This is a genomic window from Palleronia pontilimi, assembly GCF_016412875.1.
Classification (GTDB): domain Bacteria; phylum Pseudomonadota; class Alphaproteobacteria; order Rhodobacterales; family Rhodobacteraceae; genus Palleronia; species Palleronia pontilimi.
This window is the reverse complement of sequence record NZ_JAEKPD010000016.1, coordinates 35591-48987: the sequence shown is the minus strand read 5'-3', so window position 1 is coordinate 48987 and position 13397 is coordinate 35591. Positions and strand designations below refer to the sequence as shown.

General features: G+C 68.6%; 13 protein-coding genes. 2 read left to right on the top strand and 11 right to left on the bottom strand.

The features are described 5' to 3' along the window. The first annotated feature begins 3 nt into the window (after positions 1-3). Positions 4-846, top strand: a complete 843-nt coding sequence (locus tag ILP92_RS15020; RefSeq protein ID WP_198917235.1) for a fumarylacetoacetate hydrolase family protein — start codon at positions 4-6, stop codon at positions 844-846. A gap of 34 nt (positions 847-880) precedes the next feature. On the opposite strand, the gene ILP92_RS15015 is transcribed toward ILP92_RS15020, so the two are convergent. The 11 genes from ILP92_RS15015 to ILP92_RS14965 form a co-directional block, all read right to left on the bottom strand. Then, positions 881-1420, bottom strand: coding sequence for a flavodoxin domain-containing protein (locus tag ILP92_RS15015; protein ID WP_198917234.1), 540 nt, complete (start codon positions 1418-1420; stop codon positions 881-883). A 72-nt stretch (positions 1421-1492) separates the two neighbouring features. After that, complete coding sequence (locus ILP92_RS15010) at positions 1493-2548, bottom strand: transketolase family protein (protein WP_198917233.1); 1056 nt, start codon at positions 2546-2548, stop codon at positions 1493-1495. After that, positions 2545-3384 carry a transketolase gene (locus ILP92_RS15005; protein WP_198917232.1) on the bottom strand — a complete coding sequence of 280 codons (840 nt, stop codon included), beginning with the start codon at positions 3382-3384 and terminating at the stop codon, positions 2545-2547. The genes ILP92_RS15010 and ILP92_RS15005 overlap by 4 nt, the downstream gene beginning before the upstream one ends. A 56-nt stretch (positions 3385-3440) precedes the next feature. Further along, the gene (locus tag ILP92_RS15000; protein ID WP_198917231.1) at positions 3441-4199 is read right to left on the bottom strand and encodes a hydroxypyruvate isomerase family protein; all 759 of its coding nucleotides are present in this window, start codon (positions 4197-4199) and stop codon (positions 3441-3443) included. A gap of 106 nt (positions 4200-4305) precedes the next feature. Then, on the bottom strand, positions 4306-5796 hold the full coding sequence (locus ILP92_RS14995; RefSeq protein ID WP_198917230.1) for a UxaA family hydrolase: 1491 nt from the start codon (positions 5794-5796) through the stop codon (positions 4306-4308). Beyond that, on the bottom strand, positions 5797-6441 hold the full coding sequence (otnC, locus tag ILP92_RS14990; protein ID WP_198917229.1) for a 3-oxo-tetronate 4-phosphate decarboxylase: 645 nt from the start codon (positions 6439-6441) through the stop codon (positions 5797-5799). Then, the gene (otnK, locus tag ILP92_RS14985) at positions 6438-7676 is read right to left on the bottom strand and encodes a 3-oxo-tetronate kinase (protein ID WP_198917228.1); all 1239 of its coding nucleotides are present in this window, start codon (positions 7674-7676) and stop codon (positions 6438-6440) included. The genes otnC and otnK overlap by 4 nt, the downstream gene beginning before the upstream one ends. After that, positions 7673-8572 carry an L-threonate dehydrogenase gene (gene ltnD / locus ILP92_RS14980; protein WP_198917227.1) on the bottom strand — a complete coding sequence of 300 codons (900 nt, stop codon included), beginning with the start codon at positions 8570-8572 and terminating at the stop codon, positions 7673-7675. Before ltnD ends, otnK begins: the two co-directional genes overlap by 4 nt. A gap of 138 nt (positions 8573-8710) precedes the next feature. Further along, positions 8711-9679 (bottom strand): D-erythronate dehydrogenase, encoded by a 969-nt coding sequence (gene denD / locus ILP92_RS14975; protein ID WP_198917226.1) that lies wholly within the window; start codon positions 9677-9679, stop codon positions 8711-8713. Next, a complete protein-coding gene (locus ILP92_RS14970) occupies positions 9676-10590 on the bottom strand; it encodes a sugar kinase (protein WP_198917225.1) in 915 nt (304 codons plus the stop codon). The genes denD and ILP92_RS14970 overlap by 4 nt, the downstream gene beginning before the upstream one ends. After that, positions 10587-11186: a LysE family translocator gene (locus ILP92_RS14965; protein WP_198917224.1), complete on the bottom strand. Its 600-nt coding sequence runs from the start codon at positions 11184-11186 to the stop codon at positions 10587-10589. Before ILP92_RS14965 ends, ILP92_RS14970 begins: the two co-directional genes overlap by 4 nt. 425 nt (positions 11187-11611) lie before the next feature. Between ILP92_RS14965 and ILP92_RS14960 the strand changes: the two genes are divergently transcribed. Further along, entirely contained in the window at positions 11612-13393 is a 1782-nt protein-coding gene (locus tag ILP92_RS14960) for an IlvD/Edd family dehydratase (protein ID WP_198917223.1), read from the top strand. The last annotated feature ends 4 nt before the right edge of the window (positions 13394-13397 follow it).

Here is a 13397-nt window from a genome sequence, read left to right as displayed (position 1 = left end):
GCGATGAAGCTACTGAGATTTGGACCCGCGGGCGCGGAAAAGCCGGGCCATCTGGACGACGACGGACAGGTGCGCGACCTGTCTGGCGTGGCGGACGATTTCGCGGGCGACGGCGTGTCGCTGGAAGCCCTGGACCGCATCCGCGCCACGGACCTGTCGTCGCTGCCGGTGGTGGCCGATCCGGGACGCATCGGGCCTTGCCTGGCGCGGGTGGCCAATTTCCTGTGCGTCGGCCTGAACTACACCCAGCACGCGATCGAGACCGGGGCCGAGCCGCCGAAGGAGCCGGTGCTGTTCAACAAGACGTCGTCCTGCCTGAGCGGGCCGAACGATCCGATCCGGCGTCCCAACGGCTCGCAGAGGCTGGATTGGGAGGTCGAGCTGGGCATCGTGATCGGCGCCGAGACCTGGCAGGTGTCGGAAGACGACGCGCTGGACCGGGTGGCGGGCTATTGCATCGTCAACGACGTGTCCGAGCGCGGCTTTCAGCTGGACCATGGCGGCCAGTGGACCAAGGGCAAGTCCGCGCCCACCTTCGGGCCGACGGGCCCTTGGCTCGTGACCCCGGACGAGGTGGGCGACGTGCAGAAGCTGGCGCTGTCGACCACGGTGAACGGCGAGACGATGCAAAGCTCGAACACCGACGACATGATCTTCACGGTGCGCCAGATCGTGTCCTACATGAGCCGCTTCATGAAGCTGATGCCGGGCGACCTGATCTGCACCGGCACGCCCGAAGGCGTCGGCATGGGCCGCAGCCCGCAGGTCTTCCTGAAGGACGGCGACGTAATGGAGCTTCGCATCGACAAGCTGGGCCAGCAGCGGTGCGAGGTGGTCGGGACCTGAGACCGACGCCCCCGGCAGACCGGGGGCGTCCGCTTCAGGCAGGCGTCACCGGTTCTTCCGCCATGAACGCGGCGATGTCCCGGGCCAGCTTGTCCCAGTCGGTGAACTCGACCGGCCCCTGCGACAGGTCCACGTCCTGACCGGCCAGCAGGACGTGCTGCACGATCTGGCGCTGGTAATAGTCGTAGGCGTCGCTGCGCACGGCGCCCGCCACCAGCAGCGCGCGGCCGGGCCTGAACCGGGTGCGCATCAGCATCTCGTCCAGGAAATCCTGCGCCTCGTCCATCCCGTCCGCGAACGCCGCCTTCAGGCTGACCGAGATCAGCAGGGTGGGCAGCCGCGACAGCGCGTCGCGATGGTCCGACAGCAGGCGCTCGAAATCGGGCGGGTGGCGCCGCTCGTGCACCGGGGCGGCCAGCACGACCCGGTCGATGCCGGTGAAATCCGGCGCGGCGAACTGCGCCGCGTTGCACAGGCGGACGCGATGTCCCGCCTGGCGGATCTGGGCGGCGATGCGGGCCACGATCTTGCCGGTCTGGCCCTCGAAGGTTTCGTAGATCAGAAGGTAGTGCACGCGCGGTCTCCGGTCCCTGTTCGGTCAGGGACCGGGTGTCGCCGATTCCACCGGCACCGTCCTTGCGCCAGATCAAGTGGCCGGGGCGTCCGCGAGCCATGCCTTCACGCGGGTCGTCACCGCGTCGACCGACAGCCCGTACTGGTCGTGCAGGGTCGGCAGCGCGCCCGCGTCGAGGAACTCGTCGGGCAGGGCGATCTGGCGGAAGGCGGGGGTGACGCCGCGGCGCAGCAGGCAGGCGGCGACCGCTTCGCCCAGGCCCCCGGTGATCGAGTGGTTCTCGGCGGTGACGACAAGGCGGCCGGTCTTGCCGCAGGCGGCGGCGATGGTGTCTTCGTCGAGCGGCTTGATCGTCGGGACGTGGAGGACGCCCGCGTCGATCCCGTCGGCCTTCAGTCGCTTGGCCGCGTCGAGCGTGCGCATGGTCATCAGGCCCGAGGACACGAACAGCACGTCGTTGCCGTCGTGGATCATCTGGGCGCGCGCAATGTCGAACTTGTACCCGTATTCGCCCAGAACATCGGGCACATTGCCCCGCAAAAGTCGCATATAGACAGGACCCGGGTGGTCGGCGATGGCGCGGGTGGCCTGGTCGATCTCGGTCGCGCAACAGGGATCGATCACGGTCAGGTTCGGCATTCCGCGCAGGATCGCCAAGTCCTCGGTCGCCTGGTGCGAGGGGCCGTAGCCGGTGGTCAGGCCCGGCAGGGCGCAGACGATCTTCACGGGCAGGTTTTCCTCGGCGATGGCCATGACGATGAAATCGTAGGCCCGGCGCGACGCGAACACGGCATAGGTGGTGGCGAAGGGCGTGAAGCCCTCGCGCGCCAAGCCCGCGGCGGCGGACATCAGCACCGCCTCGGCCATGCCCATCTGGTAGAAGCGGTCGGGATAGGCTTTCGCGAAGACATGCAGGTCGGTGTATTTCGACAGATCCGCCGTGAGGCCCACGATATCGTCGCGGGTCCTGGCCAGGTCCACCAGCGCGTGGCCGAATGGGGCGGTGACGGTCTCGCGGCCCTCGGCGTCCAGCGACGCGATCATGGCCGACGTGCGCGCGCCCCCGGTGGCAGGCTTCGGCCGGGCGATATGGGCGGGCGTGCGGCGGGAATTGGGACCAAGCGTCATTGCGGCCTGCTTTCGTCGAGGATGGCCAGCGCACGCGCCCATTCGTCGGGCTCGACCCGGATGAAATGGGTGATCTCGCGGTCTTCGAGAAACGGGATGCCCTTGCACATCTTTGTGTTGCAGATGATGACGCGGGGCTGCGCGGCGGCGTGGGTGCGGGCCGTGTCGAAGGCGGCTTTCACGGCGTCGATGTCGTTGCCGTCGACACTCTGGGCGTGCCAGCCGAACGCCTCCCACTTAGGCGCTTCGGGGACCTGCGCCAGTGCGTGGGTCGTGGGCCCATCGGCCTGCTGGTTGTTGAAATCGACGATGGCGATCAGGTTGTCGAGCTTCCACTGGACGGCGGACATGACAGCCTCCCAAGTCGAGCCTTCGCCCAATTCGCCGTCGCTGAGCATGTTGTAGACGAAGGCGGGGTTGCGTTTCCGCTTCAGCCCCAGCGCTATGCCGACCGAGATGCCGAGCCCGTGGCCCAGGGAGCCGCCGGTGATCTCCATGCCCGGCGTGTAGGCGGCCATGCCCGACATGGGCAGGCGGCTGTCATCCATGCCGTAGGTCCCGATCTCGTCCTCGGGCAGGATTCCGGCTTCGATCAGGGCGGCGTAGAGGGCGATGGCGTAGTGGCCGATGGAAAGGCAGAAGCGGTCGCGGCCTTCCCAGCCGGGGTCGTCTGCGCGGTAATCCATTGCGTGGAAATAGCTGACCGCCAGCACGTCCGCGATGCCCAGCGCCTGGCCGATATAGCCCTGTCCCTGTACCTCGCCCATCCGCAGCGCGTTGCGCCGGATCGCCCAGGCGCGCTGGGCAAGGCTGACATTGGGGATGGCGTTGGGCATGGGCGGTCTCCGGCGGGGCAGTTCAGCACGGTGCGGGCGGGGTTGGCAAGATCCGCTCAGGCGCGCGCAGCGGCGAGCCAGCCGAGCGTGTCGTCGGTGGGGCGCGGGTCCTTGTATTCGGCGCCGAGCGGGGTCTGCCAGCCGAGCGCGTCGAGATGGGCGAAGATGTGGGGGTAGTGGATCTCGCCATGGTCTGGGGCGCCGCGATCGGGCACGGCGGCGATCTGGATGTGACCGATCAGGGGCAGCAGGTCGGTCAGGCGGTGGGTCAGGTCGCCCTGCATCAGCTGGATATGGTAGCAGTCGAACATGAGTTTCAGGTTGGGCCGGGCGACGGCGTCGATGACGGCCTTCCCTTGGGTGGCGGTGTTGAGAAAATATCCCGGCGCGTCGTAGCGGTTCAGCGGCTCGATCAGCAGGCCGGTCTCGCCCGCCTTGCTGCAGGCGTAGCCGAGATTGGCGACGAAGGTCTCGTGCGCATCGGGGCCTTCGGCAAAGCCGGCCATCACATGCACGTTTCGCGCGCCGATCCGGGCGGCGTAGTACAGCGCTTGGTCGATGGCGGCGCGGGCGTCTTCTTCGCGTCCGGGCAGCGCGGACAGGCCGTTTTCGCCCCGGTCGGTATCGCCCCGATCCGTGTTGAGGCCCAAGCACGGCAGGCCGGTCGCGTCCAGCGCGGCGCGGATCTCGGCGGCGTCGGTGTCATAGGGCCAGTGCAGCTCCACGGCATCGAACCCCGCCTTGTGCGCGGCGTGGATGCGGTCGAGATAGGGGCGGTCGGACCAGAGAAACCCGAGATTGGCCGAGAATTTCATGGCTCTGCCTTTCTGACGTCGCGCAACAGGCGCGGCGCGCGCCGCCGGGCCGACGCTGCGCCGGGATATTTGGAAGAACAAAGATGGAGGGGCGGGGCGCTTCGGGTCACATCACGGCACCGATCTGCCAGGGGACGAATTCGTGGTCGCCGAGGCCCTGCGCCTCGGATTTCGTCGCCTCGCCCGAGGCCACGCGCAGCCACATGGCGTAGATCTCGCGCCCCACCTCTTCGACGCTGCGGCCGTCCGACAGGATCGCGCCCGCGTTCACGTCCATGTCGTCGCTGAGGCGGCGATACATCTCGGTATTGGTGGCGACCTTCATCGACGGCGACGGCTTGGCGCCGAAGGCCGAGCCGCGGCCGGTGGTGAAGCAGACCAGGTTGCAGCCCGACGCGATCTGGCCCGTCACGCTCGCGGGGTCGTAGCCGGGGCTGTCCATGAAGGTGAAGCCCTTGGCCGTCACCGGCTCGGCGTATTTGTAGACCCCGGTGAGCGGCGTGGTGCCGCCCTTGGCCGCAGCGCCCAGCGACTTTTCGAGGATCGTGGTCAGCCCGCCCTTCTTGTTGCCGGGCGACGGGTTGTTGTCCATCGAGCCGCCGTTGCGGGCGGTGTAATCCTCCCACCAGCGGATGCGGTCGAGCAGCCTTTCGCCGGTGGCGCGGTCGATGGCGCGCGCGGTCAGCAGGTGCTCGGCGCCGTAGATCTCGGGCGTTTCGGCCAGCACGCCGGTGCCGCCCTGGGCCACCAGCAGGTCGCAGGCATGGCCCACGGCGGGGTTGGCGGTGATGCCCGACCACGCGTCCGAGCCGCCGCATTGCAGCGCCACCATCAGTTCCGAGGCCGGGCATTCCTCGCGCCGGGCCTGATTGACCAGCGGCAGCATGGCGTCGATCTTGGCAATCCCAAGCTCCACCGTCTTGCGCAGCCCGCCCACGTCCTGGATGTTCATGTGCTGGAACAGCGGCCCCGGCGTCAGGCCGTAGGCTTCGATCAGCCAGTCGATCTGCATCGTCTCGCAGCCCAGCCCCGCCATCAGCACGCCGCCCACGTTGGGATTGCGCGCGTAGCCCCACATGACGCGCTGCAGCGCCTCGAACCCCTCGCCCGAGCCCGCCATTCCGCAGCCGGTGCCGTGGGCGAAGGCGGTGACACCGTCCACGTTGGGAAAGGCGGCCAGCCGGTGCGGGGTGAAATGCTCGGCGATCTTGTGGGCGGCGGTGGCCGAGCAGTTCACGGACGTGATGACGGCGATGTGGTTGCGCGTGCCGACCCGGCCCGAGGCGCGGCGGTAGCCCATGAAGGTGTCGCGCGTCTGCGCGGGCGGCGCGGGGCGCAGGTTGGTGGCGAAGGTGTAGTCGGTGTCCACCGCGCGGAACGCCAGGTTGTGGGTGTGGACATGGGCGCCCGCGGGGATGTCTTCGGCCGCGTATCCGATGATCTGCGCGTATTTGCGGACCGGCGCGCCCGCGGCGATCGGCTCGGCCGCCATCTTGTGTCCGCGCGGGATCGGGGTGGTCGCGCCGTCCTCGCCCACCTGCAGCGCGCGGATGGCGGTGACGACGTTATCGTGCTCGGACAGCCGGACGGTCAGCATCTACCAATCCACGTCGAATTTGGTGACGACCTGCGCGATCTGGTCGTCGGACAGCGGCTTGACCGGCAGGCCGCGGGTGAGCAGGGCCAGCTTGGCGGTGGCTTCCAGCTCTTCGATGGCGTTGCAGGCGGCGTCGGCGTCCTTGCCCGCCACCACGGGGCCGTGATGGGCCAGCATCACCGCGCTGCGCTTGCCCGCCAGACCGCGCACGGCGTCGCCCATGGCCGGATCGCCAGGCAGGAAGACGGGCAGCAGTTTCACGCGGCCAAGCTGCATGATGGCGTAGGGCGTGAGCGGCGGGATGAAGGTGTCTTCGTCGGCATCCGTCAGCATCGACAGGGCGACGGAATGGGTCGAATGCAGGTGCACGACCGCGCCGGTGCCCGCGCGGGTGTCGTAGAAGGCGGTGTGCAGCGGCATTTCCTTCGTCGGCCGGTCGCCGTCGATATGCTGGCCTCGGTCGTCGAATTTCGACAGCCGTGCGGGGTCGAGGCGGCCGAAGCTGGAGCCGGTGGGCGACACCAGCAGACCGCCATCGGGCGCGCGGGCCGAGATGTTGCCGGTCGAGCCATGGGTGAGGCCCCGGTCATAGAGCGAGCGGGCCAGCGCGCAGAGCTGGTCGCGGAGCTTCGCCTCGTCGCTCATAGGGTGGCCAGGGCGCGGGCGAAGAAGTCTTCGCTGCCGAAATTGCCGGATTTCAGGGTGATGGCGATGGGGTGGCCGTCGGAGGTGGCGAAGCACCACGGCACGCCCGGCGCGATCTCGGGTCCGATCGCCAGCCGCTCGACCCCCAGCGCCTGCGTCACTGCACCCGAGGTCTCGCCGCCGGCCACCACGAAGCGGCGCGCTCCGTCGGCCCGGGCGGCGCGGGCGCATTCGGCCAGCGCGTCCTCGACCAGCTCGCCCGCATGGGCGGTGCCGAGCTCGGCTTGCGCCGCGCGCACCTCGTCCGGCTCGGCGGTGGCGTAGATCAGGGGGGCGACGGCCAGATCCTGATCGCCCAGCCAATCCAGCGCGTCCTCGGGCCCGTCCTGGGCCAGCGCCAGCGGATCGAGTTTGTATTTCGGCGCGCGATACGCGGCGACCTGCTTGCGCGTCATGGCCGAGCACGATCCCGACAGCACCACGGCGGCATCCGCGGGCGGCGCGGGCAGCGCGGCGTCGGCCTGGTCGTCGATCAGCCCGTCGGTGCGGTAGAGCGCGGGCAGGGGCATCGCCACGGCGCTGCCGCCGGTCATCAGGGGCATGTCGCGGCACGCCCGCGCGATGGTGATCAGATCCTCGTCGGCCACCGCGTCGACGACCACGTGGGGCGGTGCGACGGCCAGCGCCTCGCGGATCGCCTGCGCGCCGCGCGCCACGGTCAGCCGGTCAACCAGTCCCACGTCGCCCTGCACTTGCGGGCCCAGAAGCCGCATCAGGTTGCTGTCGTGCATCGGCGTCAGCGGATGGTCCTTCATGGTGCTTTCGGCCAGCAATTGGCGGCCCACGAACAGGTGGCCCATGAAGATCGCGCGGCCGTTTTCGGGAAAGGCCGGGCAATAGACCGTCTGGCGGGTGCCCAGGGCGTCCATCAGCGCCTCGGCCACGGGGCCGATATTGCCTTCGTCGGTGGAATCGAAGGTCGAGCAGTATTTCCAGAAGAACCGTTTCGCGCCCGCCGCCTTCAGCCAGTCCAGCGCCGAAAGCGCCTGCGTCACCGCGTCCTCGACCGGGGTGGTGCGGATCTTCAGGGCGATGACCTCGAACGGGGCGGTGTCGCCGGGGGCCGCGTCGGGCACACCGATGCGCATGTTGACCCGGACGCCCGCGCGGGCCAGCAACCCGGCCAGATCCGTCGCGCCGGTGAAATCATCGGCGATGCAGCCCAATACGGTCATTCGGCGCCGGGCAGCGTCAGGCCGGCGTTGCGGGCATAGACCTTCACCAGCGCCGCGTCATCCTCGCGCCCCAGTCCAGACCCCTGTGCGGCCAGCCATTGCTGAAGCGCCGCCGCGGTCACGGGGGCCCCGAACTTCGCGGAATGCGCCACGTCCAGGCAAATCCCGAGGTCCTTGGGCCAGATATCCACCGCCGACAGGGGGCTGTAATCGCCATCGACCACGTGGCCCACGCGGTTCTCGAGCACCCAGGACGTGCCCGCGCATTGGGGGATGATCTCGGCGAATTTTTCGGGTGTCACGCCTTGGGTCATTCCGAAGGTCAGCGCCTCGGCCATGCCCGCCAGGTTGATGCCCACCAGCATCTGGTTGATCGCCTTCATGGCCGAGCCGGGGCCCGCGCTGTCGCCCAGCCCGTAGACCTGCGACGCCATCGCATCCAGGCAGGGGCGGGCCTTGGCGAACGCCTCGGGCGCGCCGGACGCCAGGACCGACAGCTCGCCCCTTGCGCTGCGCTGGGGGCCGCCCGAGATCGGCGCGTCGATGTAAAGAAGGCCCGCATCCGTGCAACGCGCTTCCATGGATCGCGCGAAATCGGGGGCGACGGTGGCGCAGGACATGACCACGGTGCCGGGCGCCAGATGCGCGACGATGCCGCCGTCGCCGAACAGCACGGCTTCGGTCTGGGCGGCGTTGATGACGACCGAGATGACCACATCGCACCCGCCTGCGACTTCGGCCAGGGTGCCCGGCGCGCCGCCGTCCTTCTGCAGCCGCGCCACCGCGTCCGCGTTGATGTCGAAGCCGTGGACCACGTGACCCGCGCGCAGCAGCGACGACGCCACGCCGTATCCCATGGATCCCAGGCCGATGACGGCGGCGGTTTGTCTGGTCATGCAAGGCCCCTTCCCGCGACGCGCGCTTGAACATGGTATACCAAATGAATTGCCGCTGGCCTACCGGAAATCAAGCGATCCCGCTCAGGCAGGCCCAGTGGCGGTCGGCGATCCCACGGCCCGACACGGCCCATGGGGTCAGCCCGTCGGCCTGTCATCTTCCAGGTAGTAGCGCACGTTGTCTTCGAAGCTCTCGTCGGCCTCGAGTCCCAGGGCCAGCGCCTTGTCGGCGTGTATGTCGAAGCGCCAGCCGTTCACGATGCTCTGGATCTGAGGGTCGTCTTCCCAGCGGATCAGCTTCGCGGGCTCGGGCCCTGCCACCGCGGTCATCGCATCGATCATCTGGCGGATCGACCAGGTCCGTCCCGGCATCTGCATGACGTGGTTCCGGCCAAGATCGGCGCGGTCGATCTCGGCCACTTTCACCAGGTTCTGCACGCATTTCCGCAGGCTCAGGTAGTAGTGCAGGAAATCCGCACCCACCGGGCAGACGGCCTGTTGGCCACCTAGCGGCTCGCGGATGATCGACGACATGAAGGACGACGCGGCGCGGTTCGGCTTGCCGGGCCGCACGCTGACGGTGGGCAGCCGAACGCCCCGCCCGTCGACGTAGCCCTTGCGCGAGAAGTCGTTCAGCAAGACCTCGCCCGCCGCCTTCTGAGCACCGTAGGAGGTCTGGGGATTCAGGAAGGTCTGACCGGTGATCGGGTCGTCCACCTCGCCGCCATAGACGGCGATGGACGATGTGAAGACGACGACGGGTTGCGTTCCCAGGGTGCGGCAACGCTCGAGCACGTTCCAGGTGCCGAAGAGGTTGATGGCGTAGCCGGTGGCGAAATCCTCTTCCGCGTGGGCCGAGACGATGGCGGCCAGCAGGTACACCACATCGGTGTCCTCGGTCAGGCAGGCGGCGATGCTGGCCTGGTCGGTGATGTCGCAATGGGTGTAGTCGACGGTGACGCTCTTCGCGTCGATCCGGGGCGGGTCGCTGACATCGGCAAGCGTGATGCGGTCGATCTCCGCGCCGCGCAGGGTGCCACGCTCGGCCAGCGACGCGCCCAGCCGGTTGCCGACGACACCGCCGCCGCCGATGATCAGGACATTCATGGGGACTCTCCTTCGAAGATCTGCGGGACCAGGGCGCCGGGATGCTGGATGACCTGCGCCGACAGTGCCATGGCGCGGCGCACGGCGTCTTCCAGCGGCGTCCCGGTTGCAAGACCGGCCAGAACGCCCGCCGCGAAGCTGTCGCCCGCGGCGGTGGTGTCGGTGGGGGTGACGGGCTGCGGGTCGAGGGTCTGCGTGCCGGTATCGTCGGACCAAAGGGTGACGGGCGCGGCACCGTTCTTCACCACCACCACGCGCGCGCCGCCGTCGCGGTACCGGGCGATGGTGTCGGACGGTGTGGGGTCGCCGAAGAGCGTCGTCTCCTCGTCGAAGGAGGGCAGCACCAGGTCGGCCGCGCCCGCGCCAAGGGTCAGGCCCGCTTTCATGGCGGCCGCGTCTTCCCACAGGCGCGGGCGCAGGTTGGTGTCGAAGGACACGAAGCTGCCCGCCTCGCGCGCCCGGCGCAGGGTCTGGCATAGGGTGGCGCGGTGGGGCGGCGGCAGGATCGCCAGCGTGATGCCCGACAGGTGGATATGGGCGCGATCCTTCAGCAGGGCGTCCAGCCATCCGGTGTCGTCGGCCAGCAGGCGCGCCGCAGAATGGCTGCGCCAATAGGAAAAGCTGCGCTCGCCATCCTTGGTCGAGATCATGTAAAGCCCGACGCTGCGATCGGGGATGCGGCGCAGGTGCGGCGTGATCCCCTGGTCCGCCATGAAACCGGCCATTTCGTCCGACACCGCATCGGTGCCGATGCAGCTGCCATAGCTCACGTCCCAGGCGGGCGGCAGCAGCTTGCGGGCGTACCAGGCGGTGTTGAACGTGTCGCCCGCGAAGCCGCGGCGATAGGTGTCGGGGCCGGTCTGAGCGAGCTCGACCATGCATTCGCCCAGGCAAAGCAGCGACCCGCTCATGCTTGGCGCGCCCCCGCCGCGATGGCCAGCGCCACGACCGCCACCATGGACGCGGCCATGGCGTAATTGATGCGGCGCTGGGTGCGCTCGGGCAGGTCCAGCCGGTGCAGCGCCGCGCCCGCGAAGAGCCACGCCAGGTGCAGGGGAACCCAGATCAGCGCGACGATGACGAGCTTGCTGAGAGTCTCGAACAGGAAGTTCTCGGCGGCGAAGGGAAAGCCCGCGAAAAGCGTGGTGTTGACGGCATAGGCCTTGGGATTGATCGCCTGCAGCAGGATGCCCGCGCCGATGCCCGGTGCGGTGGCGGCGTGGATGAAGGCGATGCGGCTTCCGGCCGTCGCGATGCGGTACGCCAGATAGAGCAGGTAGCCGACCGACGCGATCATCAGGAGCGTTCGGATCACCGGAACCGACAGCACGATGGCGCCCACCCCCGTGATGACCGCCAGCGCCACCAGGTTGGTGCCGATGAAGAGGCCCGTCACGTAGCGCAGGCCCGCGTTGAAGCCGTAACCCGAGCCCACCCCCGCGGTGGACAGCACGCCCGGTCCGGGGGTGACGATCAGGAAGAACACGGCGGCGGCGAAGGTCAGCATGGGGCGGTGCCTTGGTTCGTGCTGGCCATGCTGCCCCCCTGCCGCTTTGGTATACCATTTCCAGAAAAGCGCCATCCCGGTGCAGTGTCAACATGGGGGCCGAGATGCTTCGGCGAAGATCGGTTGCGGCACGGTTGCGGGAGATTGCCCGCGGGCCGAGGGTGCAGCACTCCGAAGCGGCGTGGTGCGGGTGGCCTGCGCTGCGCCGGGATATTTGTGAGAACAAAGATGGGGCAGGGAGCGCGGTAGGTGGCCGCGCGCTGTCGACTTACGTGGCGGCGGGCGACGGGTCGGCGCACCCGCGGTTTTCTTTGCCTCTGGGCCGACGCTGTCCAGGTTGAGCGGGTATTCCCTTGCAATTTGGTATACCAGATCCGAGGATTGTCGCAGCGGCCGACGCGATGCGGCCCGAAGGAGGATCCGCCATGGCCGACACCCGCGCCAACAAGCAATTTCGCAGCCAGGAATGGTTCGACAATCCCAACAACCCGGGGATGACCGCGCTGTACCTCGAGCGCTACCAGAACCAGACCCACACCCGCGCCGAGCTGCAATCGGGCAAGCCGATCATCGGCATCGCCCAGACCGGCAGCGACCTGGCGCCCTGCAACAAGATCCACGTGTTCCTGGTGGACCGGATCAAGGCCGGGATCCGCGACGCGGGCGGCATCCCGATGGAATTCCCGGTGCATCCCATCCAAGAGACCGGCAAGCGGCCCACCGCCGCGCTGGATCGCAACCTGCAATACCTGGGGCTGGTCGAGGTGCTGCACGGCTATCCCATCGACGCCGTGGTGCTGACCACCGGTTGCGACAAGACCACGCCCGCCATGCTGATGGGGGCGGCCACCATGGACCTGCCCGCGATCACGCTGAACGGCGGGCCGATGCTGGACGGCTGGTGGAAGGGCAAGCGCGTGGGCTCGGGCGGGGTGATCTGGGAAGGGCGGCGGCTGCTGGCCGAGGGCAAGATCGACTACGACGAGTTCATGGACCGCGCCTGCGCCAGCGCCCCGTCGCTGGGCCATTGCAACACCATGGGCACGGCCAGCACCATGAACGCCATGGCCGAGGCGCTGGGCATGTCGCTGACCGGCTGCAGCGCCATCCCCGCGCCGTTCCGCGAGCGGATGGAGATGGCCTACGAGACCGGCAAGCGGATCGTCGCCATGGCCTACGAGGACCTGAAGCCGTCGGACATCCTGACGCGCGAGGCGTTCGAGAACGCGATCGTCGTGAACTCGGCCATCGGCGGATCCACCAACGCGCCGCCGCACCTGCAGGCCATCGCCCGGCACGCGGGTGTGGATCTGCACGTGAAGGACTGGCAGAATGTGGGCTACGACGTGCCGCTGATGCTGAACATGCAGCCCGCGGGCGCCTACCTGGGCGAATCGTTCCACCGCGCGGGCGGGGTTCCGGCGGTGATGGCGGAACTCGCCAAGGCCGGGCGCATTCACGAAGGGTGCATGACGGTGACCGGCAAGACCATGGGCGAGAACATCACGGGGCGCGACAGCGTCGATCACGACGTGATCACGACCTACGACGCGCCGCTGCGGCCCAATGCGGGGTTCGTGGTGCTGTCGGGCAACCTGTTCGACAACGCGCTGATGAAGACCAGCGTCATCAGCCAGGATTTCCGCGACCGCTACCTGGACACGCCGGGCAGCGAAGGCCTCTACGAGGCGCGCGCGGTCGTCTTCGAGGGCCCCGAGGATTACCACGACCGGATCAACGACGCGTCGCTGAAGATCGACGACCAGACGATCCTGTTCATCCGCAACGTGGGCTGCGTGGGCTACCCGGGATCGGCCGAGGTGGTGAACATGCAGCCGCCCGACCACATCCTGAAGGGCGGCAACATGCACCTGCCCACGGTGGGCGACGGGCGGCAATCGGGCACGTCCGAGAGCCCGTCGATCCTGAACGCGTCGCCCGAGGCGGTGGTGGGCGGCGGGCTGGCCTTCCTGCGGACCGGCGACCGGGTGCGGCTGGATCTGAACAAGGCCCGGCTGGACGCCCTGGTGGACGAGGAAGAGTGGAAAGAGCGGCAATCCGAATGGAAGGCGCCCAAGCTGGAACACCAGACGCCGTGGGAAGAGATCTACCGCACCCATGTGGGCCAGCTGGGCGATGGCGGCTGCCTGGAACTGGCCACGGCCTATCAGCGCATCCGGCACCAGCTGCCGCGCGACAATCACTGAGGGG

Coding starts and splice junctions, on each gene's coding strand:
- ILP92_RS15000 (WP_198917231.1), bottom strand. CDS start 4,199: ATGAAATTCTCGGCCAATCTCGGGTTTCTCTGGTCCGACCGCCCCTAT.
- ILP92_RS14970 (WP_198917225.1), bottom strand. CDS start 10,590: ATGAGCGGGTCGCTGCTTTGCCTGGGCGAATGCATGGTCGAGCTCGCT.
- ILP92_RS15020 (WP_198917235.1), top strand. CDS start 4: ATGAAGCTACTGAGATTTGGACCCGCGGGCGCGGAAAAGCCGGGCCAT.
- ILP92_RS15005 (WP_198917232.1), bottom strand. CDS start 3,384: ATGCCCAACGCCATCCCCAATGTCAGCCTTGCCCAGCGCGCCTGGGCG.
- ltnD (WP_198917227.1), bottom strand. CDS start 8,572: ATGACCAGACAAACCGCCGCCGTCATCGGCCTGGGATCCATGGGATAC.
- ILP92_RS14995 (WP_198917230.1), bottom strand. CDS start 5,796: ATGCTGACCGTCCGGCTGTCCGAGCACGATAACGTCGTCACCGCCATC.
- ILP92_RS14960 (WP_198917223.1), top strand. CDS start 11,612: ATGGCCGACACCCGCGCCAACAAGCAATTTCGCAGCCAGGAATGGTTC.
- otnC (WP_198917229.1), bottom strand. CDS start 6,441: ATGAGCGACGAGGCGAAGCTCCGCGACCAGCTCTGCGCGCTGGCCCGC.
- otnK (WP_198917228.1), bottom strand. CDS start 7,676: ATGACCGTATTGGGCTGCATCGCCGATGATTTCACCGGCGCGACGGAT.
- ILP92_RS15010 (WP_198917233.1), bottom strand. CDS start 2,548: ATGACGCTTGGTCCCAATTCCCGCCGCACGCCCGCCCATATCGCCCGG.
- denD (WP_198917226.1), bottom strand. CDS start 9,679: ATGAATGTCCTGATCATCGGCGGCGGCGGTGTCGTCGGCAACCGGCTG.
- ILP92_RS14965 (WP_198917224.1), bottom strand. CDS start 11,186: ATGCTGACCTTCGCCGCCGCCGTGTTCTTCCTGATCGTCACCCCCGGA.